The organism is Paenibacillus nanchangensis (assembly GCF_046543445.1).
Lineage (GTDB): Bacteria > Bacillota > Bacilli > Paenibacillales > Paenibacillaceae > Paenibacillus_AQ > Paenibacillus_AQ nanchangensis.
This window is the reverse complement of sequence record NZ_JBHOFD010000046.1, coordinates 1-21099: the sequence shown is the minus strand read 5'-3', so window position 1 is coordinate 21099 and position 21099 is coordinate 1. Positions and strand designations below refer to the sequence as shown.

Sequence of the window (21099 nt, the reverse complement as noted above, 5' to 3'; positions counted from 1 at the left end):
GGAGAGCATCCGCCTTACGGCATAAGAGTGCTCCCCCAACCAGCAAAACGACTGCCTTACGGCACAAAAAAAGCGCTCCCCCAACCGGGAGAGCGCCCGCCTTACGGCACGATCGTAAACTTGATGTTATCGAACAGCATGTACGCGAAGCCTTTGACATAAAAGCCCACTTTGCCCGCCGGCCGGTGGCCCGGGTCCGTGCCGGACAGCCTTGGTTCGCCATTGACGGAGACGGCAATGTCACCGTCCTTGACGGCCACCTTTACGGCATATTCCGTATCGGGCTGCAGGTCATGCCCCGGATTGACGACCTCCTTGATCTTTTGCCAGGAGGTATCGTACAGCACCCAGGCCGAGCTGCCATCCGCCCTTGTCTGATAGCCGACGCGGGTGGAGCCTGAAGCATCCTGCCGGTCAAAAATATACATTGTGCCGTCGTTCGGCATCTCCGGCGGCGTCTTCAGCGTAAAGTCCAGCTCATACGCCGTAAAGTTCCGGTCCAGCAGGCCGGTCGCCCCGTTCAGGATTTTGTACCGCCGGTTGCCGTCCGGATCGGCGGCAATGCTCCGGTTTGGATCAACAGGCCAGCCGTTCCCGCCATGCTCAAAGTCCGTCTCATGCATTACATTGGTAACGTTTACTTTAATATCCGCCTTGATCTGCGGATAGACGGCCGAGGTCACCGTGACCACGGTCTGTCCTTCATAGACGGCGCTGACAACACCGGTCGGACTCACCGTCGCCACCGCCGGATTTGCGGACTGCCAGGAGACCTCCGTGTTTGGCGTATCTGACGGATCGAAGCTCAGCTCCAGCTGCTTCTCCTCTCCGGCGGCCAGCCGGATTTCGTTCTCCGCAGGGATAATGCCGGCCAGCTCTGTGGACAAAGCCTTGAACTGGATGTCGTCAAACAGCATATGGTCGACATTGTTGACGTAGAAACCGACCTGGCCGGAAGCACGGTGTCCCGGATCACTTGCTTTCAGCCGCAGCCCGCCATTTAGATACACGCTAATGTCGCTGCCTTTGACAAGCATTTTGACCGCATATTCCGTATTGGGCTGCAAATCATGCTGCGGCAGCTTCACTTCCTTCAGCACCGCCCAAGCCGCGTCATATAGCAGCCAGACAGAGGAGCCGTCCGGCCGGGTTTTGTAACCGACCCGGGTGGAGTTGGCGCCCACCTGCTTATCAAATATATACAGCGTCGCGTTTTCGCCAATCGTTTCCGGCGTCTTCAGCTTGAAGTTCAGCTCATAGTCAGAGAAGATTTTCGAACTGAACGCGGTGGCTCCGTTCTTCACCTTATACCACCTGTTGTCGCCGACCTTCTCAATAGAGCGGTTTGCATCAAGCGCCCAACTGCCTGCTCCCGATTCAAAATCCGTAAAGTCCATTACACCGTCGCCGGCTTCCACCGTTACCGCAACCGTCGCTGAAGCCTGCGGGTTCTCAACCGAAGCAACGGTAATGACGGTTTCGCCGACGGACTGGCCGGTTACCACACCCGCGTTGTCCACCGAAGCGATCTCCGGATTAGCCGAAGTGAACGTCAACGCCGGATGGTCTGCATTCCAAGGCAGCACTGCCGTCCACAGCTTCACCGTTTTCCAGCGGTCCACTGTGACCTGATCGTTATACACCGCCACAGCTTCCACTGGATGATTGTCATTGCCTATTGTGGTTCCCGCCTTACCGGTAATGCCGATTTCATTAAATGGAATGTCCGGGAAGTTCGGAATGGCATCAAACACCGGTGCGTCCGGACGCAGCGACAAATCGCCGCCCGCCAGATTAACGAACCCGGGGTCTTCGTTTGTCACCCAGTTGTTCGCGTACTGCACCAGGTTGAATTTGTCGTATGCTCCATTGGCGTTTGTCTTGCCATCCCGCTTAAGCGTTGGATTGTAGATAACGTTGCCGTGGAAGGTGTTCGAATCCGGGTAGTAGCGGTTTTCCGTGAAGAAGTTCGCCAGTTCCGGATATTTCTTCAGGTACGGCGTTCCTACAAAATTGTTATTGGCCGCAAACAGCGCCTTCCATTTTGGCATGTAGTTTTTTGGAACCTGGTCGTCCGGATCGTCTCCGAGATACAGGTCCGCATAATCATAAGGAACCTTGCTGTCGACAAAAATATTGTTTTTGCTCAAAATGTACGAGCCGCCGTTGTTGCGGATAGCCGAGTTCCCCATCTTGTAAAATACGTTTTCTTCGATCTTCAGCCCCATCGTGAAGTTGTCGGGATAAATGCCCTCCACGCCGGGCTTCGTCTCCCCGATATTGTGGAAGTAGTTCCGGCGGATGACGGTCCCCCGTTCATGCGGCTGTTCACCCGCGTTCATGTAGATGGCGCCGAGGTCGGAGAAGGTTTTGCACACATCATACATTTCGTTGTATTCAATCCGATGATCATTACCGAACACGAGCACGCCGGGATGCGGCGCATCATGCAGCTCGTTATGCACCATTTTGTTGCCTACGCCGGACAGCAGGACTCCGGGATTGTAGGCCTTATGGTAATACGCAAAATCATGAATATGCGAGCTCTCCACCCTGTTGTTTCCGGGGGCAAGCGTCTTTTTGTCGCCTCCCGCCAGCGTGACAGCGGTGCCGCCGATATGGTGGATATGCGTATTGACGACGGCGTGGTTTTTCCCCGGCGCTCCGTCAAAAATGTTGTAATAGAACCGGCTTTGCGTATTAATCAGCACACCGCTGTTGGTAAAGTTGCGGATTTCGCTTTTCTCGATGCGCATGTTATTGCCGCCCACCAATACCGCGGCCGAGTCGCGGCCGTTCTCCAGGATCATCTCGGAGAAAGTGATGTGCGAAGCGTCCAGCGCATTGATCATCGGCGTTTTGAGCATCGTCACTTCGATATCCGGATTGGCGGTGCCAAATTCGGCATTTGGCATAAAATACAGCTTGCCGGCCTTCCGGTCGATGTAATATTCGCCCGGCATATCGATTTCCTCCAGCAGGTTTTGTGCAAAGTGGAAATCAGGGTACCAGGTTTTGCGGATTTTACTCATTTCGCCGTAACGGAGCGTAATGGTTTTGGCTTCCGTGTCAATGGAGGCAATCTTGTTGTATGACCACTCCCAACTGTAGCCAAAAATACCGTCCAGCCAAATATCGTCCGCCTGCTTCCAGTACTGCGGCCGGTCGTAAGTATAAGAGAAGGTTCCCCCGCGCTTGTGAACCTCGCCATCCGGATCGTACCGGTCCGGGCCCGGATCGATGATTTCATCCATCTGAACGGTCCCTTGATTCGGCCAGCGGGCGAGCGTCATTCCCTGCCCGTTGACATACAGCTCCATTGGCGGGACCTCGCTGAGGTCATTCGCCAGGTAGTAGCCATGGCGGCTCATCACGCCGTAATCGGTGATGCCAAGCCCGGCCAAGTCGGCGGCCAGCACCTTCGTTCGCGCGTCCGTATCAATGATGCGGCTGAGCACCGCCTCGTCGGTTACCGGAGTGAACGCGGACTTCGGCAGCTTTTTGGAGCCGGACAAAATGACTTCCTCACCGGGATAAGCGGTGTAGATAATCGGCTTGTCTGCGGTTCCCGAATCCTGCGCACGCAGCTCAAAGCTGCCCGAACGCTCGTATCTGCCTTCGCGCAGGTACACTTTGACGCCGCCTTTTGGCAGCTTGTTTTTCGCCTTCAGGTGGCGGATAGCGTCACGGGCTTTTTCCAGCGTGCGGAATGGCGCATTTTTCTTTCCTGAATTGGAATCGCTTCCATTAACGGATACATAAAATTCCTTGCCGGCTTTTTTTTCGGCCGGCGCGGAGACGGCAAGCGGCGGAGCGGGGCTAAGCGTGAACAGCAGACTGGCGGCTAATACAGCGATCAGACTTTTTTTCACTGGCTTTCCTCATCCTCTCGGCTTGGATATGGGCGGCTTGCCGGAAGTTTCAATCCTCCCGGCGCAGCCGCCTATGACAGCAGGTTCTCACGCCTTCCCTATCCGTGCGCTTAAGGTCTCATCTATACACCAAACTGCAGCTACTTCTTCAAGCCTTTATCCTTCAGATACTGTTCGAATTGACGCGTCACCTCCTCTACGTATTTCTCTTCGCCCGCTTCCTTCAGCTTGCCGTACAGCGTCGGCCAAGTCTCGTCGAAGTTCAGCGTTCCGGTAAGAATGCCGCGCTTGTATTCGTCCCAAACGGCGTTCAGGTTGGCGATTTCGGTATTGACCGGTTCGGAATTGAACTTGAAGTCGCCAATCGGGTTAACCTCAGCGCTGGAGTTGATTTTTTTCGTCTCTTCCCAGATATTCTCCGGCTGTCCTTCCTTCAGGTAGGAGTTGAACACGCTTCCAAATACCCAGTCCATGTTCGGTTTGTAACGGGAATCATCTTTTGCTTTGATGTAGTCGCCTTCCAGCTTGTCGTAGTGAACGCCTTCCAGACCATTACAGATCAGGTTATAGAGTTCTTTGTCCGTATTGATCAGGTTCAGCAGCATCATCGCACGGTCCGGGTTAGATGAGGTCCGGCTGATGGATTGATTTGTGGTTGCCGAGTAACCGTTTGAGAACCAGTCGCTTAGCGGAACGGTAATGACGTCAAAGCCGCCATTTTTTACTTTTACTTCCGCTTCAACACCCGGCTTCAAAATGAGATTGAACTCCACTGCGATTTGGCCTTTCGTCGAGAAATCCGCTGCTTTAGCTGTGGCAGCATCTTTGTAAATGTAGCCTTTTTTGTACCAATCGGTAACCAGACGGAAGTTGTTCAGCTCTTCCTCGGGATAACGGTACAGCTTGTAGGTTGGATCGTCTGTCTTGACATAGAAGTGGCCGTCAAGTCCAGGAACGGACCAGTATTGATCGTCATGCACCTGCGGCGTAAAGTCGAAGTTGCCGCCGAAATTGCCGAACGGAATAATGCCCTGCTCATTTTGTTTGATCTGCTCCAGGAACGGTTCGATATCCTGAACTTTTTTGATGGAAGCGGGGTCCAGCTTATATTTGTCGGCAAAACGCTTCTGAATGATGTAGCCGTAACGGGAGCCGTTGATCTGCTGGTTCGGAATCCCGTAGATTTGCCCGTCGACCGTGAGGCCGTCCCACATCACCTGCGGCACGTCGGCCTTCAGTTCCGGAGCGTGCTTGTCGAGCAGGTCGTCAAGCGGTTGGATCGCCCCTTTGCGCATCAGCTCTTCCGGCTTCATCATATATCCGGTCCAGAGAATGTCGAACTTTTCGCCGGACGCAAGCACCGTGTTCATCTTTTGCACATAGTCCCCGAGGGCGACTGGCATCAGTTTAACGGTAGCATTGATTTTTTCTTTGACGATTTTGTTGAATTCTTCCTGAATCTTCTCTTGGTCGGGCTGAAGCTGGGACAGAGGATAATACCAGATCAGCTCAACGGGCTTTAATCCCCCGCCGTCGCCGCCTGAATTCGGAGCGGTACTTTCTTTGCCTCCTGCCGCGGCGCCTTCCGCGTTTCCGTTGTTGCCGCCGTTTCCGCCGCCGCAGCCGGCCAATACGGACGCTACAAGCAGGATAAGCGCCATAACCCCATAAAACCGTTTCTTCATCTGTGTGACCTCCTGTAATTGTATTCGCATGTTGCCTCATCCAAGCAGCAGCCGTTCCGGCTGCGGTCTAAAGAACAATATAACGTGAGTTCTGTAGGCCCGCCAGCCGGGAAGGCGCTTTTCAAGGGTGCCGCAAAATGCCTGCATAACAAGCTATGTCAACCCTTGAGGGAGCCAACCGTAAGTCCTTTGACGAAAAACCGCTGGAAAAACGGGAAGATCACAATCATCGGTCCGCCAGCCAATACGGCAATCGCCATTCGCGCCGAGTTGTTCGGGAAGCTCGACAAATCAATGCCCAGCTGCGAGGTAAACTCGGAATTCGAGGTAAGAAACTCAATGCTGCTTAACGTCCGCACGAGCAGAAGCTGCAGCGGCACTTTGTTCGGATCGTCGATGTACAGCATCGCATTAAACCATTCGTTCCAGTAAGTGAACGAGATCAGAAGGCCAAGCGTGGCCAGCGCCGGCGTGGACAAAGGCAAAATGATGCGGAAGAAAATCCGGAACTCCCGCGCCCCGTCAATTTTGGCCGATTCGATGATTTCCAGCGGGATTTTTGACATAAAGCCCTTCATTACCATGATGTTGAACGGCGACAGCAGAATCGGCAGAATCAGCGCCAGCAGGCTGTCTTTCAGATGCAGGTACTGCGTAATCAGAATATAGCTTGGGACAAGTCCGCCGCTGAACAGCATTGTAAAAAACACATAAAACGTAGTGATGCGGTTGTAACGGTAATCAGGCCTCGAGATCACATAAGCGGTCATTGCGGTCAGCAGCAGGCCGAGCAGCGCACCGATAACCGTCACCGTAATAGTTACACCATAGGCCCGGAATAACATCTCCGGAGCGTCGAGCAGATAACGGTAAGAATCCAGACTGATGGATTCGGGGATAAACTGGTATCCGCTTTTGATAATCGTCTTCTCATCCGTAAGCGATACCGCGACCACTAGCACAAAAGGCAGGACGACGATGACCGACAGCACGATGAACAGCAGATTGATGAGAACTTTGGACAGTTCGAATTTTTTCTTCTTGGGCATCTTCCGGCCGCCTCCTTACCACAGGGAATGATCGGGATTGATTTTGCGTACGATACCGTTCGCCGTCAACACCAGTACAAAACCGACGATCGACTGATAAAATCCGGTGGCTGCGGACATGCTCACATTGCCGACCTCGCGCAGTGCCCGGTATACATAGGTGTCGATGACATCCGTGGAATTGTACAGGAAACCGGAGTTGTTCGGAATGAAATAATGCAGGCCGAAGTCCCCGCGGAACATGTTTCCGATAGACAGGATCAGCATAATAATGACGAGCGGAGCCAGCAGCGGAATGGTGATTTTAAAGGCCATCTGCCGTTTGGTTGCTCCGTCGATCAGCGCCGCTTCGTAATATTCGCCGTTGATGCCGAGGATCCCCGCAAAGTAGATCAGCGTATTGAAGCCCACTACCTTCCAGAGCTGCACAATAATAAGAATAAACGGCCATGGCGCGGCATTTTGATACCAGCTGACCGGGTCCATACCAAATGACTCAAGCGTGCGGTTAATGAATCCGTCCGCATGATTCAGGAAAGCGTAAGCCACGTAGCCCACCAGCACCCAAGACAAAAAGTGGGGCAAAAACAGCGCGGTCTGATAGAATTTGCTGTATTTCGCCTTGATTTCGTTCAGCAGGATAGCCAGCAGCAGCGCCACCGAGGTGGAAACCAAAATGTAAGCGGTGTTGTACAGCACCGTATTACGTGTGATCCGCCAAGCGGTATCGGTAGAGAACAGATAGCGGAAATTCTCCAGTCCTACCCATTTGCTGCCGAACATGCCGAGGTCGTACCTGTAATTTTTGAAGGCGATAATAAGGCCCACCATTGGAATATAAGCAAAAATCAATTTGTAGAGAATACCCGGCAGCGACAGCAAAAACAGCTCCCGGTTGTTCCGGAAGTGGTGCAGTTCGTTCCGGAATTTGGATTTCTTTTTACGTCCCCGCGTTTCCGGCGGCGCCGCGTATGGCTCCCGCCCGGCCAGCCCCGGTCCCGATCCCCGGGCATCGTCCGCATCACGTGTGAGTGGAACCGTATTCAACATAATCAAAGCCCCTTCCTTTGCTTCCTTGTGCCTGCCTGTGTTTCAGGCTTTGCATGTCTAAACAATAGCGCCGGCGGGGCGGAATTGTTACTGTACAATTACAGGATAGCTGTACGGGCGGGCTGTATTGATCCCGGAATGCTGTACCGGCGCGGTTTTGCGGAACTGTACAGTCCAGTACAGCCTGGTGCAGCCCTGTGCAGTGTGCAGTACAGTACAGCCTAGTTCAATACTGACTGGTACAGTCCAGTACGGCCTAATCCAGTACAACCCGGTTCAGGTGCTGAAATGGCAGAGAACGAAGAACATCTTCCGGACAGAAAAAAAGCCCGCAAACGATCCTTCTCGTTTACGGGCCAGATACATCCTTTTTAGCACGGCTCTATTGAGATCCTGTTTTTCCTCCCGCCGGCTCATCGGCTGCGTTCAATCGCCGACTTCAGCCGGTACTCCTTAGGCGTCGCACCATAGCGGCGTTTGAACAGCCGGTAAAAGTAGCTTTCGTTGCCAAAGCCGACCTTCTCCATAATTTCCGCCACGGTCAAATCCTGCTGCTCGAGATACTCCCGCGCCTGAGCCAGGCGGGTCGCATTGATCTGGTCGACCACTGTCGTCCCTTCCTGGGCTTTGAACACCTGCCCCAAATAGACGGCGCTCATCTTCAGCATATCCGCGATCCGCTGCACGTTGAGGTCGGGATCGGCATAATGCTTGTCGATAATCTCTTTGACGGTGTCGGCGAGCAGCCGGTTTTTGTCCTCCCGGCCGCTCCGGCGCTGTTCGCACACCTCATCAACTACCTCCAGCAGCACGGCTTCGATTTCGTCCAGCGTCTCTTTTTCCAGAATCCGCCGGTTAATCGCCTGCAGGTTGACTGAGACGGGGTTCAGGTTGTGATGATTCATCTCGGCCAGCGTGTTGCTCAGAGTAACGGCAAGATGCAGCACCGCGGAGAACATGTTCTCAAAGCTGAAACCGCCCAGCAGTCCCCTCCAGCTGCGGATCGCCTGCCCGGTCTCCTCCCGGTCGCCTTTTTTCAGGCCTTCGGTCAATCTCCGCTCCAGTTCCTGCGGAATCCGGAACGTCTCGTTCTGTTCGTTCGCCCGCAGCAGCTCCGGCTCAAGCACCGATCCCTTCCCGAAAATCATCCGGTAGTTGGCCCGCCGCACCGCCATATTGTAATGCTGGGTGATTTGGGTATAATCGTCAAACACATCGCTCAGCGTCACCGTAAACGTAATCCGGTAGTATTGGAGAATCGTCTTTTGCAGCTCTTTGAAGCGCTCATTTAGCGCCTCAAGCGTCCCGGTATCGCCGCCGATCACAAAAACAAGGTGACCGCTTTTCATATCCGCGGCTTCGCACGAACCTCCGCTGCGAAACAGCTCCTGGCCGATATTTGATATGGCAAAATAAAGCAGTGACTCCATCCGTGCCCCCGCCCCGCTGCCAATGCCCAGCAGATCGTCGATCTGCACCAGCGCCAGCCGGAGCGGGGACGGATAAGCGATGTCGATGCTGTACTGCTCCCGCAGCCGCAGAAACTCCTCCTTGTCCATACTTTCGCTGAGGCCAATCAGGCTCCGCAGATGATAAATTTTGGCGATATTCCCCTGAGAGGCCTTCTCCTGCTCCAGCCCTTTGAGCTTGCCGATCATCTCCGTCATGTTCGCCGCGATCAGCGACAGCTCATCTTTGGCCTCGGCCGTCCCGCTGCCATGAGCCGGCATCAGCGTAAGCAGCTGCCCCACCGGCTTATACAGCCGCAGCGAAAAGAAGACGGACAGCAGCACGGCAAGCAGCGCCGCCGACAGCGTGACCGCAATTTCCGTCCATTTCATCTGCCGGACGCTGCCAAGCACCGTATCGTAATCCTGAAGGCTGATAATCTGCCAGTTGTTCAGCGCTTTGCTCAGGTAAGTCACCTTGTATTTTCTGTCTTGATGCTTGTAGATAAAAGAATCCAGCGTACCTGCCGAGGAACTGACGCGTGGCAGCAGGTCTGCCTTGATATCAAGCCCGTCGGGAAGCTCCCCGTCGGTGGAGATGAGCACCTCGCCGTTACTGTCGGTCACAAACAGCACGTTGTCTTCCCGCTCAGCCGCAGCATTAAGCGCTTTCACGTTATCCAGCATCCAGTCCGGCCGCACCGTCAGAATCAGCACATTGTCATTTACGGAACCGAGAGACGGGCCGTCATAAATGAAAAACGCAAACACGTCGATGCCTTCGCCGCTTTCGTCCAGATCCAGGGGAATCAGCTGCAGCTTCGGCAGATCCTTGCTTGCGGCCATATAAGACTCAAGCGCACTGTAGAGCTGGCTGCTGTCCATCGCATGATTCTGAGAAGAAAAAAACCGGCGCTGCTTGCCGTTGTAAAAAATCGCGGCATGCAAATAAGGCGACGCGGCTACCGTATCGTTCAGCCGTTCAATCTTCAGAATGCTCTGCTTGTAATCGGCGCCGGCCTTCAGCGCGATCAGGTCATCGTCGTTGTAGAGGGATACCGCCAGGTTTTTTACGATGCCGTTCATGTTCTCGATATTGTAGTTGATCTGGGTCAGCAGCTTGCGGTCGGCTTCATTTTGCAGACTGAGCACTTTGCCGCGGGCGCTGGAATTCAGAAAAAACGAAGCGACAGCCAGCATCGCGACAACGAGCATAAAGCTGAGCAAAATCCGCTGCAGGTATTTGCGCGAGCGGAGCGTCTGCAGCAAGCTCATAGTCTTCCCTCCCTGCTCAATCGAAGTGACCTTACTATAATCCCGCAAGATTTTACTTGTCAATCCGCGTTATCCGCATCCAGACGTCCGATCTCTTCCAGTTCCGCCATCTCTGCTTCCGCACAGAACAGTTCGCTTAAAAGTGTCTGCGCCATCACCCGGTGACCGGCCGGATTGGGGTGTATGCCGTCACCCGAGCGGTATTCCGGATCCAGCGCGCGTTCCCGCCGGATGTGCTCCAGCAGCGGAGTCCGGAGGTCGATTATGGCATCCGCCAGGCATTCCCCGGAGAGCAGCCAGCCCGCGTAACGCTCCAGCACCCGGTCATACTCCCGGTACGGCGTCAGGTAGCTGAAATCCGAGGCGTCCTCGGGAACCAGCGGGACAGTGCTCGAAGCAGCATCAAACGGCGGCGGGGTCATGAATACAACCGCTGCTCCGGTGTCGCGAATCCGCCTGCCAAGCCTGAGCATCCCTTCCCGGTAAGCGGCAAACCGTTCCTCCGAAAAAGGGTGGTAAATCCCGTCGTTCATTCCATAACAGGCAACAACAATATCCGCTGGATTAGCTTCTAGCGCAGATTCCAGCCGGTCATGAATACAGGGCCGGGGAAACGGATGGGCCGGTTCACTTAGCCCGGATGCCGTCTCACTAGGTAAGCCAAGCCCGATCAGCTCGGCGTTAATGTCCGGACGATAGGTGCCCAGCCACCCCCGCGTGTACCGGATATACTCACCGCTGGCCGTGATGCTGTCTCCGAGAAAAAGGATCGTGGGCTTCGCGGAATCTTCTCTCATTTGAATGGTCTTCAACAATGGGTGCATGTTTCTCCCTCCTGATCTTGGCGGAAGCCTCTGAAAGCGCCGCGGCGGCGCGGGCCCGCACCCTAATGGTAGCGCTGCAGGCCGGTTTTCGCCTTCACGATCCGGACTTTTTTTAGCATGATAACGCCATGGAGCCGCAGCCAGGGAAACACCTGCATGTTAAACGGCCGCGCCCGCTGCTTGGTCCGGAAGGATTGGGACTGCTTCTAGTCCGGGGGAGGATGCGAATTGGCTACTTCCGATCCGATGGAGAATCTGCCGATTGGCCTGCTTCCGAGGGAAAATCTCCGGCCGGCGCCTCCCCTTCCCGTCTCAGCCGCCGGCGGTATGCGCCAGGCGTTATCCCCAGTTTGGCGGTAAACAGGCGCGTCAAGTAATTTGGATCGCGGATGCCGACCCGTTCGGCGATCTCCGCAAGGCCAAGCACGGTGCCGCTGAGCAGCTTTTTGGCTTCTTCGAGCCGCAGATGCAGCACATACTGCAGCGGCGTTTTACCGATATGGCGTTTCATGCATCGGCTGATGTAATCCGCCTGAAAATGCAGCTCCTCCTCCAGTACCGCCAAGTCGAAGGACTCCCGCCAGTGTCCGTCCAGATAAGCCGCGGCCGCGCGGGCCAACCGGACCGAAGGCTCCGGCACGGAGGTACGGGCACACTCCGCCTGCAGCGCCGCAAGCAGCTCGCACAGCAGCAGATGCAGCTGCAGCGCGTTCTCCGTGTTCAGACGGCTGTGGAGCTCGTTCATACTTTGAAGAATCGGCTCCAGCACGCCGGTGTCGACGGCAGCGAACTTCGGAATATACATACGCTGCTCCGGGCGAGGCAGCAGGTCCTCCACCGTCCCTTTGTCCAGCAGCGACGACCAGGGAATATCCTCCTGACGAATCTGCGCAGGTGGCGAGCCGTGAATAAAATGCACCCAATAAATCTCCGTATCTTCTACGCACGGACGGTGTCCGGTATGCGGCCGGCCGGCCTCCAGCACCAGCAAATCGCCCGCCCCGATTGCATATTCCGTGTCCTGTTCCGTCATATATAGGGTCCCGCGGGTTACGAGCAGCAGATCATACACCCCGAAGGTACGGGCAAAATGCCGGTCTCCCGCCGGCCAGACGGCATGCCCCACCGTGACAAACTGCGGCAGCGGCGGGATCGCGAATTCCAGACACAACACGGCGTTCCTCTCCTGTCAGCAAAGTCGATTTTGTGCTAGTTCAAGTCTATATTATCACTGGTTGGCACCTGCAAAAAGAGGTACATTGTCAGGGAATCGGCTTTATATGCTTTTCCGGAAACCGTCTGCTTTAAATGATGAATACAAAATAGCCAAAAATGACAAGGAGCTGTTAAATTATGCGATTCCGCCAGGTTCATCTCGATTTCCATACCTCCGAAGCAATCAAGGGCATCGGAAGCGAATTCTCGAAAGCCCAGTTCCAAAGCATGCTGCGCGCCGGGCATGTGGATTCCATCACCGTATTTTCGAAATGCCATCACGGCTGGGCTTACCATCCCAGTGAAGCTAATGAAATGCATCCGCATCTCTCCTTTGACCTGCTTGGCGAAATGATCGAAGCCGCCCATGAGATCGGCGTGCGGACGCCGGTGTATCTGTCGGCGGGGCTCGACGAAAAGCTGGCGCGGCGCCACCCCGAATGGCTGATCCGGGACGCCGAAGACCGGACGCGCTGGGTGAAGGACTTTATGACTCCGGGGTACCACGAGTTTTGTTTTAACACGCCTTACCTGGACATTTTGCTCGATCAAATCCGTGAGGTGGTTACCCGTTATGACGCAGACGGTATTTTCCTCGATATCGTCGGCTTCCGCAAATGCCGGTGCCAATACTGTGTGCGTTCGCTCCGTGAAGCCGGCCAGGACCCCCGCGACGAGGCAGCGGTGATCGCTCTCGGCGAGCAGACTTACCTGAACTACGCCCGGCGTGTCCGGGAAACGATTGATGAGGTGAAACCCGGGCTGCCGGTCTTCCACAACAGCGGGCATCAAAAGCGCGGCCGGCGCGAGCTTGCCCATGTGAACAGCCATCTGGAGCTGGAATCGCTGCCGACCGGAGGCTGGGGATACGACCATTTTCCGCTGTCGGCACGTTATGCGCAGACGCTGGGGGTGGATTTTCTCGGCATGACCGGCAAGTTTCACACCTCTTGGGGAGAATTCGGCGGATACAAGCATCCAAACGCTCTGCGGTATGAAACCGCCCTCAGTCTGGCCCATGGCGCTAAATGTTCCATCGGCGACCAGCTTCACCCGGGCGGCCTGATGGACGAGGCGACTTATCACTTAATCGGCGCGGCCTACAGCGAAGTGGAGGCCAAAGAAGCTTGGTGCGCGGGCAGCCAATCCGTGGCGGACATCGCCGTCCTGTCGCTCGAAGCGGCGCTGGAAGCCTGCCCGGAGACGGACGGCATAGCCGGACGGGACAATTTGGCCGATGCGGGCGTGGTCCGGATGCTTACCGAAGGTCACTACCTGTTCGACGTGATCGATATCGGAACCGACTTCAGCGGGTACAAAGTGCTGATCCTGCCGGATGAGGTGCCGGTATGGCCGGAGCTGGCAGGCGCTATTGACAAGTTTACCGCTGGCGGAGGGAAGGTGCTGGCTACCGGACGTTCGGGGCTCAATCCAGCCGGAGACGCTTTTGTGCTGAAAATGGGACTGGATTGGCAGGGGGAAAATCCCTGCCGCCCCGCATACTTCCGGCCCGACTTCACGCCAGGGCCGCTGCTCCCCGCTTCCTATGTGATGTACGGCGAAGGACAGCAGGTGCAGCTGAATGGCGGAGTATCCCTCGGCCGCAGAGAAGACCCGTATTTTAACCGCGATGTCTTCACCTTCTGTTCTCATCTGCACACGCCAAGCAACCGGCAGGATGCCGGGCCCGGCATGGTCGAAAGCGCAAACGGCATCTATATCGCCTGGAACGTGTTTACTGATTATGCGGACAACGGCCATCTGATTCTGAAGGAAATGGTGCTGCACGCGCTGTCCAGGCTGCTGCCTTCGCCGCTCCTTACGACCGATTTGCCGGCCCGCGGCATCACAACGCTGCAGTACCAGCCGGAGGAGCGCCGCTACGTGAACCATCTGCTGTATGCGACGCCTGTGCTGAAAGGGCGCGTTGAAGTTATCGAAGACATCGTGCCGCTGAGGGATGTATCCGTCACCCTGCGGCTGCCTTCCCAGCCGCCTGTGAAGCGGGTGTATCTTGCTCCGTCGATGGAAGAACTGCCGTTCACCTCCGGAACGGACGACGGGATCAGCTGCAAGGTTCCTTATCTGGAGAACCATCAAATGGTGGTACTGGAGCTGGCTTGACCGTAACCTCCTTGATCCTTGACTGGCGGACCATGCGCCGCCGGTTAAGCGGGAACGGGGTGCTTTCCAGACGCAGGTGTAAGAAACGGCGGCATGTTTCTCTTTCTTTTCCCCCGCTCAGCTCCTACAATTAGAGGCAAATGCGCGTTAGGAGGAAGATCAAGGTGGATATCCCAAAAGGCACCTATGGTTTCCGGTTTGCCGAAGACAAAGAGCTCCAGCTGTGCGGGCTGTTCGCCGCCGGCCACGAAGACGCCCGCAGCCCGGCTTACCGCTGGGATGGACTGGTGCGGACCGATGGACCGCTGCTGCTGTTCCAATACACCGTCTCCGGCGAAGGGGTGTACGAGTCGGAGAACCGGACCTTCCGCATCGGCGCGGGACAAGCGTTTCTCGCAGAGATCCCGGGACCCCACCGGTACTATTATCCTCCGGAAGGTAAGGAGCCGTGGGAGTTCTACTTCCTGCTGTTCCGCCCTCAGCTCATTTTGCCTCATTGGCGCAAATTCCGCCGGGAAGCCGGGGAGGCACCCTACCTGCCCATGGACTGCGCGCCGGTCAGGCTGCTGCGGATGATTGTGGCCGATGCGGGCGCGGGCCGGATCAGCGATCCTTTGATCGCCTCCTCCTGCGTCTACCAATTTGCGACGGAACTGGCCAGGCTGCCTGCCGCAAGCTTGCGGAACCGGGAGAACTGGCCGGAAAACGTGCGCCGGGCCGCCGAATTTATCGAGCTGAACTATGCGCGGATGATCAGCATCGATCAGCTATCGGAGCATGTCTCCTTGTCCAAATATCACTTGATCCGCCGCTTCTCCGCCTGCACAGGGATGACTCCTGTCGCCTACCTGACCCGCATCCGGACCGAACAGGCGATGGAGCTGCTGCGGGGGACGCAGCTTGGCCTCGAAGCCATCGCGGAGCGGGTCGGCTATTCCAGCGGAAGCTATTTTATTAAGGCATTCCGGAACGTCACGGGTCTCACGCCGGGCGAATTCCGCAGCGGAAGCGAAAGCCTGACTTACCGCAAGCTGTTTTTTGACTGACCGCAATATTCTACAGTTCTCCGTTCAACATTACTATAGATATCAAGTATCTCCTTTATTAAGATAAAGTTGCAACAAGCAATAATAAACAACTGATCTGTAAAGGAGTCTTACAAATGGACCATAAGCTTGCAGCACCTACACCGCCGCTTGGCTGGAACAGCTGGGATTGCTACGGCGCCGCCGTAACGGAAGCCGAAATTCGTGGTAATGCGGAATATATGGCGCAGCACCTCAAGGAATACGGCTGGAGCTACATTACTGTAGATATTCAGTGGTATGAACCTTACGCGAATTCCTCCCAATACCGGCCGTTTGTGCCGCTGGAAATGGATGAATATTCACGGCTGATGCCGGCGGCTAACCGGTTCCCGTCCGCGGTGGGCGGTCAAGGATTTAAACCTCTGGCCGACTATGTGCACAGCCTTGGACTTCAGTTCGGCATTCACATCATGCGGGGCATCCCCCGGCAGGCCGCCCATGCCGGGACCCCGATTTTGGGCACCGCCGCGACCGCCCGTGATATCGCGCATACGAACTCCATTTGTCCCTGGAATACGGACATGTACGGCGTAGATGCCTCGAAGGATGGCGCCCAGGCGTATTACGATTCCCTCTTCAAGCTGTATGCGGAGTGGGGAGTCGACCTGGTAAAAGTGGATGATATCGCCGCCTCCCGGTTGTACGACACGCATCAGCCGGAAATCGCGCTTATCGCCAGGGCGATCGAACGCTGCGGCCGGCCGATGGTGCTCAGCCTCTCCCCCGGACCTGCCCCGGTGGAATATTCGGCGTTTTTCTCCGGGCATGCCAACATGTGGCGGGTGACCGACGATTTTTGGGACCAGTGGCCGCTGCTCCTGGATATGTTCGACCGCTGCCGCGCCTGGCAGGGCGTGCCGCAGCCGGGCTGCTGGCCGGACTGCGACATGCTTCCGCTCGGACATATCGGCATCCGCTCGGTCGACGGCGGCGGTTCGGACCGCTGGACCCGCTTCACCCGCGACGAGCAGCGGACGATGATGTCGCTGTGGAGCATCTTCCGTTCGCCGCTTATTTTTGGCGGCGAGCTGCGCGACTGTGACGACTGGACCTTGTCGCTGCTGACCAACCGCGAGGTGCTGCGCATGCACCGTGAGAGCTTCGGCGCGCAGGAAGCGCTGCGGGAAGGCGGTCTGATCGTCTGGACCGCCGAGCATGCGGACGGCTCCCGTTACGCTGCCGTGTTTAACACCGGCGAGAGCGGCCAGGCCTATGAGCTTCCGGCCGAACGGATTGGCTTGGCCGGCCGCGCGGAGGGCGCCGAGCTCTGGAGCGGTGAACCTGCCGATCTTACGGCCGGGCTGCTCCGGACAGAGGTGCCGTCCCACGGCGTGCGCCTGTACCGTTTCAGCTAACCGCTTTATTTTTATCCAAAAAGGACGTCCACTACCGCCAGTTTAAGGCGGGGACGGCCTTTTTTTGCGTGTGATTTTTTCCGTGCGGTATACGGCTGTTCACTGCTCCTTAACCCCCCGTAAACCCTTGGGACTGAATCCCCCGTGCCGCGAGGCAAACCGCCATGATTGCATAGTTGTTAGTAGATGCGCTTAAACGGTCGGCCGCTTGCTCAAATCCGCTGTTCCAGCCGCTGCACCGTGACAACTTTTGTTTTCATTTGTCGAATCCTGTGCTAGACTCATTGTCTGATCCACCCCTATCCGGACAAGCTTCAAGAGAGGAAGAGGCCATGCGACGTTATTTCCTGGATAAACCGATTCAAACCAAGCTGCTGATTACGTTTTTGCCGGTGCTCACCCTGTCCGTTATTGTAACGGCGTTATTTTCGTATTGGTCCGCCAGCGACCAGCTGCGCAAAAACTCACTTTATTCGCTTTCGGATACCACCTATCAGACGGCATTGTTTCTCGACGACAAGTTCCTGACGATCTTTGAGCAGCTCGTCAACCTGGAGGATACAACTTCGCTGCGGAACCTGCTGTCCGCCAAAGATCAGCCCGACACACCGCAGAAGTTCAACGATATAATCGAACTGCATAACCGACTTGAAAGCGTTTACCACTCTTACAATGCCATGGTGGACTCGATTTTTGTGGCTTTTAACAACGGCCGCTCGTTTAATTTGCAGCAGGAATACGTCCCCCGGAACGTCTCGATTGATCTGCCGGCCTGGCAGGAGCGGTACCACAGTTCCGAAAAAGGCTACTACTGGCTGAACAGCCACAAGGATACCATCTTCGATACGGTGGAAAACCGCCGGGTGATCAGCAGCTTCAAAATGATCGGCACCCCCACTTCAAGCTTAAGCGGGATTGTGCTGATCAACCTGCGGGAGAGCTATTTTCTGGAGATTATGCAGAACGTTAAGATCAGCCCAAACGGAGCGCTGGCGCTCATCAGCCCGGACGGGGAGCTGTTCTCCAAAACGCTGAAACAAGAATACGCAGTAAGCGCGGACACCATCGAAGTACTCCGGGGACGGTCGGGGCAAAACGGCAGCCTTACTGTCGACAGCGCCCTCGGGGAAAAAATGAACATCGCCTACCATACGCTCCCGCTGAACGGTTGGGTGCTGGCGGCGATCGCGCCGGAGAAGGACATTCTGGAAGGGGCAAGCCGGATCAAGTGGATCGCGGTTGCCGTCACCCTGGCCATCCTGGTGCTCGTCGCCCTCGCGGCGGCACTGGCGGCACGCAATTTAAGCAACCCGATCCGCTACTTGTCCAAGCAGGTCAAACGCTTCGAACGCGGTGACTTCTCCGTGAGCTTCGACATCGACCAGCGCAACGAAATCGGCGTGCTGGCGACTGGCCTGACCCGGCTGGCCGATTCGGTTGAGCAACTGCTAAACGAAGTCCGCGAAGAGCAGGAACAGAAGCGTGGCGCGGAAATGCGGGCGCTGCAGGCGCAGATCCAGCCGCATTTTTTGTATAACACCCTTGGGTCCATCAAACATCTGATCGATCTCGGCGAAAAAGAACGGGCTTCCGTTATGGTTGGCGCGCTCACTCGTTATTTCCGGATCGGCATCAGCAAAGGCCGGGAGCTCATTACGCTTGCGGAAGAAATCGACCATGTCCGCAGCTACCTGATGATTTTGAATATCCGGTACAACGAGGATTTTGAGTTTGCGATTGAGGTGGCGGACGAACTGCTCAGCCTGCGGATTCCCAAGCTGACCCTGCAGCCGCTGGTCGAAAATGCCGTCTATCATGGCATCAAGAAAAAACGGGGCAAAGGCCTGGTCGCCATCACCGGCTATCCGGAGGGAGATACCGCCATCCTGGAAGTTTACGATAACGGCCAGGGCATCCCTCCCGCCCGCCTCGCGGCCCTGCGGGAATCGCTGGATTCGGACACGGCGGGCGGCGAAGCCCAGACATTTGGATTATGGAACGCCCACCGCCGGCTTGCGCTGCGGTTCGGCCGGCCGTACGGCATCGCCCTCGACAGCATCGAGACGGAATATACCCGGATTACCGTTACCATCCCCCGGTTCCATAAGGAAGGAGAACACCCAAATGACGAACATCAAACTGCTGATTGTAGATGACGATATGTGGATACGCGAAGGCCTGCGGCGCAACATTCCGTGGGAACGGGCGGGCATCACCGTTACAGGCGCCGCCGCGGACGGCGAAGAAGCGCTCCGGCTAATGGAGTCGCAGCGGCCGGACCTTGTGCTGACAGACATTCAGATGCCGTTTCTCGACGGCCTGCAGCTGGCCGAACGGATTAACGCCGAATATCCCGGGACCAAGGTTGTTTTTTTAACAGGCTATGATGATTTCGCTTATGCCAAGCAGGCCCTGCGTTTGCAGGCGGCTGATTATATCCTCAAGTACGAGGATTACGAGGTGATTCTGAAGGCGGCCGAAAAAGCCGGCAGTGAACTTCTTGCGGAAAAACGTGAAGCTGAAAAAGCCCGAAAAAGCCAGACGCTGATTCTGAACAAATTTTGGTCCGAGCTTCTGGACGGCTGCGCAAGCCCTGAGTGGGCACAGCGGGAAATGGAGCTGCTCGGGATTGCCGCGCCGAACCCGTATTACCGGGTGGCGGTCATCCAGCCGGACGACAACCGGCGTTACGCCCGGCCGGGCGATGGAGACAACGCGGAGCTGCTGCTGTTCTCCATTCACAACATTTGCGCCGAACTCCGCTCCGAAGCTTACCCTTACCGGTATTCGGCCGTTTACAATAACCGGGTGAATCTGCTCTTTAACCTTGCGGCACCCGGTGAATCCGGCGCTGCTGAAGCCGAGCTTACCGCCCACCTGGAAGAGATCCGCCGGACGCTGGAGACCTGCCTGAAAATGCCTGTCAGTATCGGGCTCGGCGGCTGCCGCGAAGGCATCGAACGGATCTCCATGTCCTACAGCGAAGCGCTCGCCGCTTCGCAGCTGAAGCCGATTCTCGGCGGTGCGGGCGTGTTCGTCAGCGGCGAAATCCGCCATTCGCAGAGCTCGCACCAGACCCTTTTGCGGGAAATGGAGCAGTACATCAAGGGGCATTATCACGAGGAGGAGCTGAACCTGGCCGCTATCGCCGACCATGTCCACATTTCCCCGGCCTACGCCAGCACGCTGTTCAAGAAATATAAAGGCATGAATTTTAGCGAATATCTGATCCAGCTCCGGATGGACAAAGCCGCAGAGCTGCTGTCTGCCACCGATTCGAAATCCTATGAGGTGTCCGAGCAGGTCGGCTACCGGAACCCGCAGTATTTCAGCGTCCTGTTCAAAAAACGCTTCGGCAAGTCCCCTTCGGAATACCGTAAAGAGCGCCAGTAGTCCGGGGCCTTCCGCCCGAGGACGAAGGCGGCAGAAGCCGGCAGAAGGCGGCAGTAGGCGGCAGTAGGCGGCAGTAGGCGGCAGAAGCCGGCAGTAGGCGGCAGAAGGCAGCAGTAGGCAGCAGTAGGCGGCAGAAGGCAGCAGAAGCCGGCAGAAGGCGGCAGAAGGCAGCAGTAGGCGGCAGAAGCCAGCAGAAGCCGGCAGTAGGCGGCAGTAGGCGGCAGTAGGCAGCAGAAGCCGGCAGTAGGCGGCAGTAGGCAGCAGTAGGCGGCAGTAGGCGGCAGTAGGCGGCAGTAGGCGGCAGTAGGCGGCAGTAGGCGGCAGTAGGCGGCAGTAGGCAGCAGAAGCCGGCAGAAGCCGGCAGAAGCCGGCAGAAGGCGGCAGTAGGCGGCAGAAGGCGGCAGTAGGCAGCAGTAGGCGGCAGTAGGCAGCAGAAGGCGGCAGAAGCCGAAGGAAGCGCAGCTGGAAGATAAACCACACCTTTTTTTCCGGAGTCCTCCTGCACTTTCAATTAGAGTCTGTACGCAAACTTACTTCAGCCATAGCCTCATCGAAATCACGCCAAAAAAACTTTGAACATGCTCGCTGTCTTGTCATAGCGGGTTGCCAAACGCCGATAATTTTTCATTTTATTAAAAGAGCATTCATGCTTTTCAGATTTCATCCCAGATTCCCGCCTTTTGTAGCCGCCAGAGAAAGTAGGGGTACAAGTGTACGGACT

The 21099-nt window shown here is 56.2% G+C and carries 12 protein-coding genes and 1 pseudogene; 5 read left to right on the top strand and 8 right to left on the bottom strand.

All coding sequences use genetic code 11. The features are described 5' to 3' along the window. Positions 1 to 101: 101 nt before the first annotated feature. The 7 genes from ACE6ED_RS26445 to ACE6ED_RS26415 form a co-directional block, all read right to left on the bottom strand. On the bottom strand, positions 102 to 3872 hold the full coding sequence (locus ACE6ED_RS26445; protein WP_410830445.1) for an Ig-like domain-containing protein: 3771 nt from the start codon (positions 3870 to 3872) through the stop codon (positions 102 to 104). A 140-nt stretch (positions 3873 to 4012) separates the two neighbouring features. Beyond that, complete coding sequence (locus tag ACE6ED_RS26440; protein WP_410830444.1) at positions 4013 to 5557, bottom strand: ABC transporter substrate-binding protein; 1545 nt, start codon at positions 5555 to 5557, stop codon at positions 4013 to 4015. A 158-nt stretch (positions 5558 to 5715) separates the two neighbouring features. Further along, positions 5716 to 6606, bottom strand: coding sequence for a carbohydrate ABC transporter permease (locus ACE6ED_RS26435; RefSeq protein ID WP_410830443.1), 891 nt, complete (start codon positions 6604 to 6606; stop codon positions 5716 to 5718). A 15-nt stretch (positions 6607 to 6621) separates the two neighbouring features. Next, the gene (locus tag ACE6ED_RS26430) at positions 6622 to 7656 is read right to left on the bottom strand and encodes an ABC transporter permease (protein WP_410830442.1); all 1035 of its coding nucleotides are present in this window, start codon (positions 7654 to 7656) and stop codon (positions 6622 to 6624) included. Between the two features lie 413 nt (positions 7657 to 8069). After that, the gene (locus ACE6ED_RS26425) at positions 8070 to 10379 is read right to left on the bottom strand and encodes an AraC family transcriptional regulator (RefSeq protein ID WP_410830441.1); all 2310 of its coding nucleotides are present in this window, start codon (positions 10377 to 10379) and stop codon (positions 8070 to 8072) included. A 59-nt stretch (positions 10380 to 10438) separates the two neighbouring features. Beyond that, on the bottom strand, positions 10439 to 11203 hold the full coding sequence (locus ACE6ED_RS26420; RefSeq protein ID WP_410830440.1) for an SGNH/GDSL hydrolase family protein: 765 nt from the start codon (positions 11201 to 11203) through the stop codon (positions 10439 to 10441). A 232-nt stretch (positions 11204 to 11435) separates the two neighbouring features. Continuing rightward, positions 11436 to 12377, bottom strand: a complete 942-nt coding sequence (locus ACE6ED_RS26415) for an AraC family transcriptional regulator (protein WP_410830439.1) — start codon at positions 12375 to 12377, stop codon at positions 11436 to 11438. Positions 12378 to 12556: 179 nt separating this feature from the next. Here ACE6ED_RS26415 and ACE6ED_RS26410 point away from each other — a divergent pair, with 179 nt between their 5' ends. The 5 genes from ACE6ED_RS26410 (at position 12557) to ACE6ED_RS26390 (ending at position 20378) form a co-directional block, all read left to right on the top strand. Further along, on the top strand, positions 12557 to 14542 hold the full coding sequence (locus ACE6ED_RS26410; RefSeq protein ID WP_410830438.1) for a beta-galactosidase trimerization domain-containing protein: 1986 nt from the start codon (positions 12557 to 12559) through the stop codon (positions 14540 to 14542). Positions 14543 to 14706: 164 nt separating this feature from the next. Beyond that, on the top strand, positions 14707 to 15588 hold the full coding sequence (locus tag ACE6ED_RS26405; protein WP_410830437.1) for a helix-turn-helix domain-containing protein: 882 nt from the start codon (positions 14707 to 14709) through the stop codon (positions 15586 to 15588). Positions 15589 to 15704: 116 nt separating this feature from the next. Continuing rightward, positions 15705 to 16985, top strand: coding sequence for a glycoside hydrolase family 27 protein (locus ACE6ED_RS26400; RefSeq protein WP_410830436.1), 1281 nt, complete (start codon positions 15705 to 15707; stop codon positions 16983 to 16985). Positions 16986 to 17317: 332 nt separating this feature from the next. Continuing rightward, the gene (locus tag ACE6ED_RS26395) at positions 17318 to 19141 is read left to right on the top strand and encodes a sensor histidine kinase (protein WP_410830435.1); all 1824 of its coding nucleotides are present in this window, start codon (positions 17318 to 17320) and stop codon (positions 19139 to 19141) included. Further along, positions 19110 to 20378 carry a response regulator gene (locus tag ACE6ED_RS26390; RefSeq protein ID WP_410830434.1) on the top strand — a complete coding sequence of 423 codons (1269 nt, stop codon included), beginning with the start codon at positions 19110 to 19112 and terminating at the stop codon, positions 20376 to 20378. Before ACE6ED_RS26395 ends, ACE6ED_RS26390 begins: the two co-directional genes overlap by 32 nt. A 530-nt stretch (positions 20379 to 20908) precedes the next feature. On the opposite strand, the pseudogene ACE6ED_RS26385 reads toward ACE6ED_RS26390, so the two are convergent. After that, a pseudogene (locus ACE6ED_RS26385) lies at positions 20909 to 21024 on the bottom strand (IS5/IS1182 family transposase); the annotation flags it as partial. Positions 21025 to 21099 lie beyond the last annotated feature (75 nt).

Coding starts and splice junctions, on each gene's coding strand:
- ACE6ED_RS26390 (WP_410830434.1), top strand. CDS start 19,110: ATGACGAACATCAAACTGCTGATTGTAGATGACGATATGTGGATACGC.
- ACE6ED_RS26435 (WP_410830443.1), bottom strand. CDS start 6,606: ATGCCCAAGAAGAAAAAATTCGAACTGTCCAAAGTTCTCATCAATCTG.
- ACE6ED_RS26420 (WP_410830440.1), bottom strand. CDS start 11,203: ATGCACCCATTGTTGAAGACCATTCAAATGAGAGAAGATTCCGCGAAG.
- ACE6ED_RS26430 (WP_410830442.1), bottom strand. CDS start 7,656: ATGTTGAATACGGTTCCACTCACACGTGATGCGGACGATGCCCGGGGA.
- ACE6ED_RS26425 (WP_410830441.1), bottom strand. CDS start 10,379: ATGAGCTTGCTGCAGACGCTCCGCTCGCGCAAATACCTGCAGCGGATT.
- ACE6ED_RS26395 (WP_410830435.1), top strand. CDS start 17,318: ATGCGACGTTATTTCCTGGATAAACCGATTCAAACCAAGCTGCTGATT.
- ACE6ED_RS26400 (WP_410830436.1), top strand. CDS start 15,705: ATGGACCATAAGCTTGCAGCACCTACACCGCCGCTTGGCTGGAACAGC.
- ACE6ED_RS26410 (WP_410830438.1), top strand. CDS start 12,557: ATGCGATTCCGCCAGGTTCATCTCGATTTCCATACCTCCGAAGCAATC.
- ACE6ED_RS26440 (WP_410830444.1), bottom strand. CDS start 5,557: ATGAAGAAACGGTTTTATGGGGTTATGGCGCTTATCCTGCTTGTAGCG.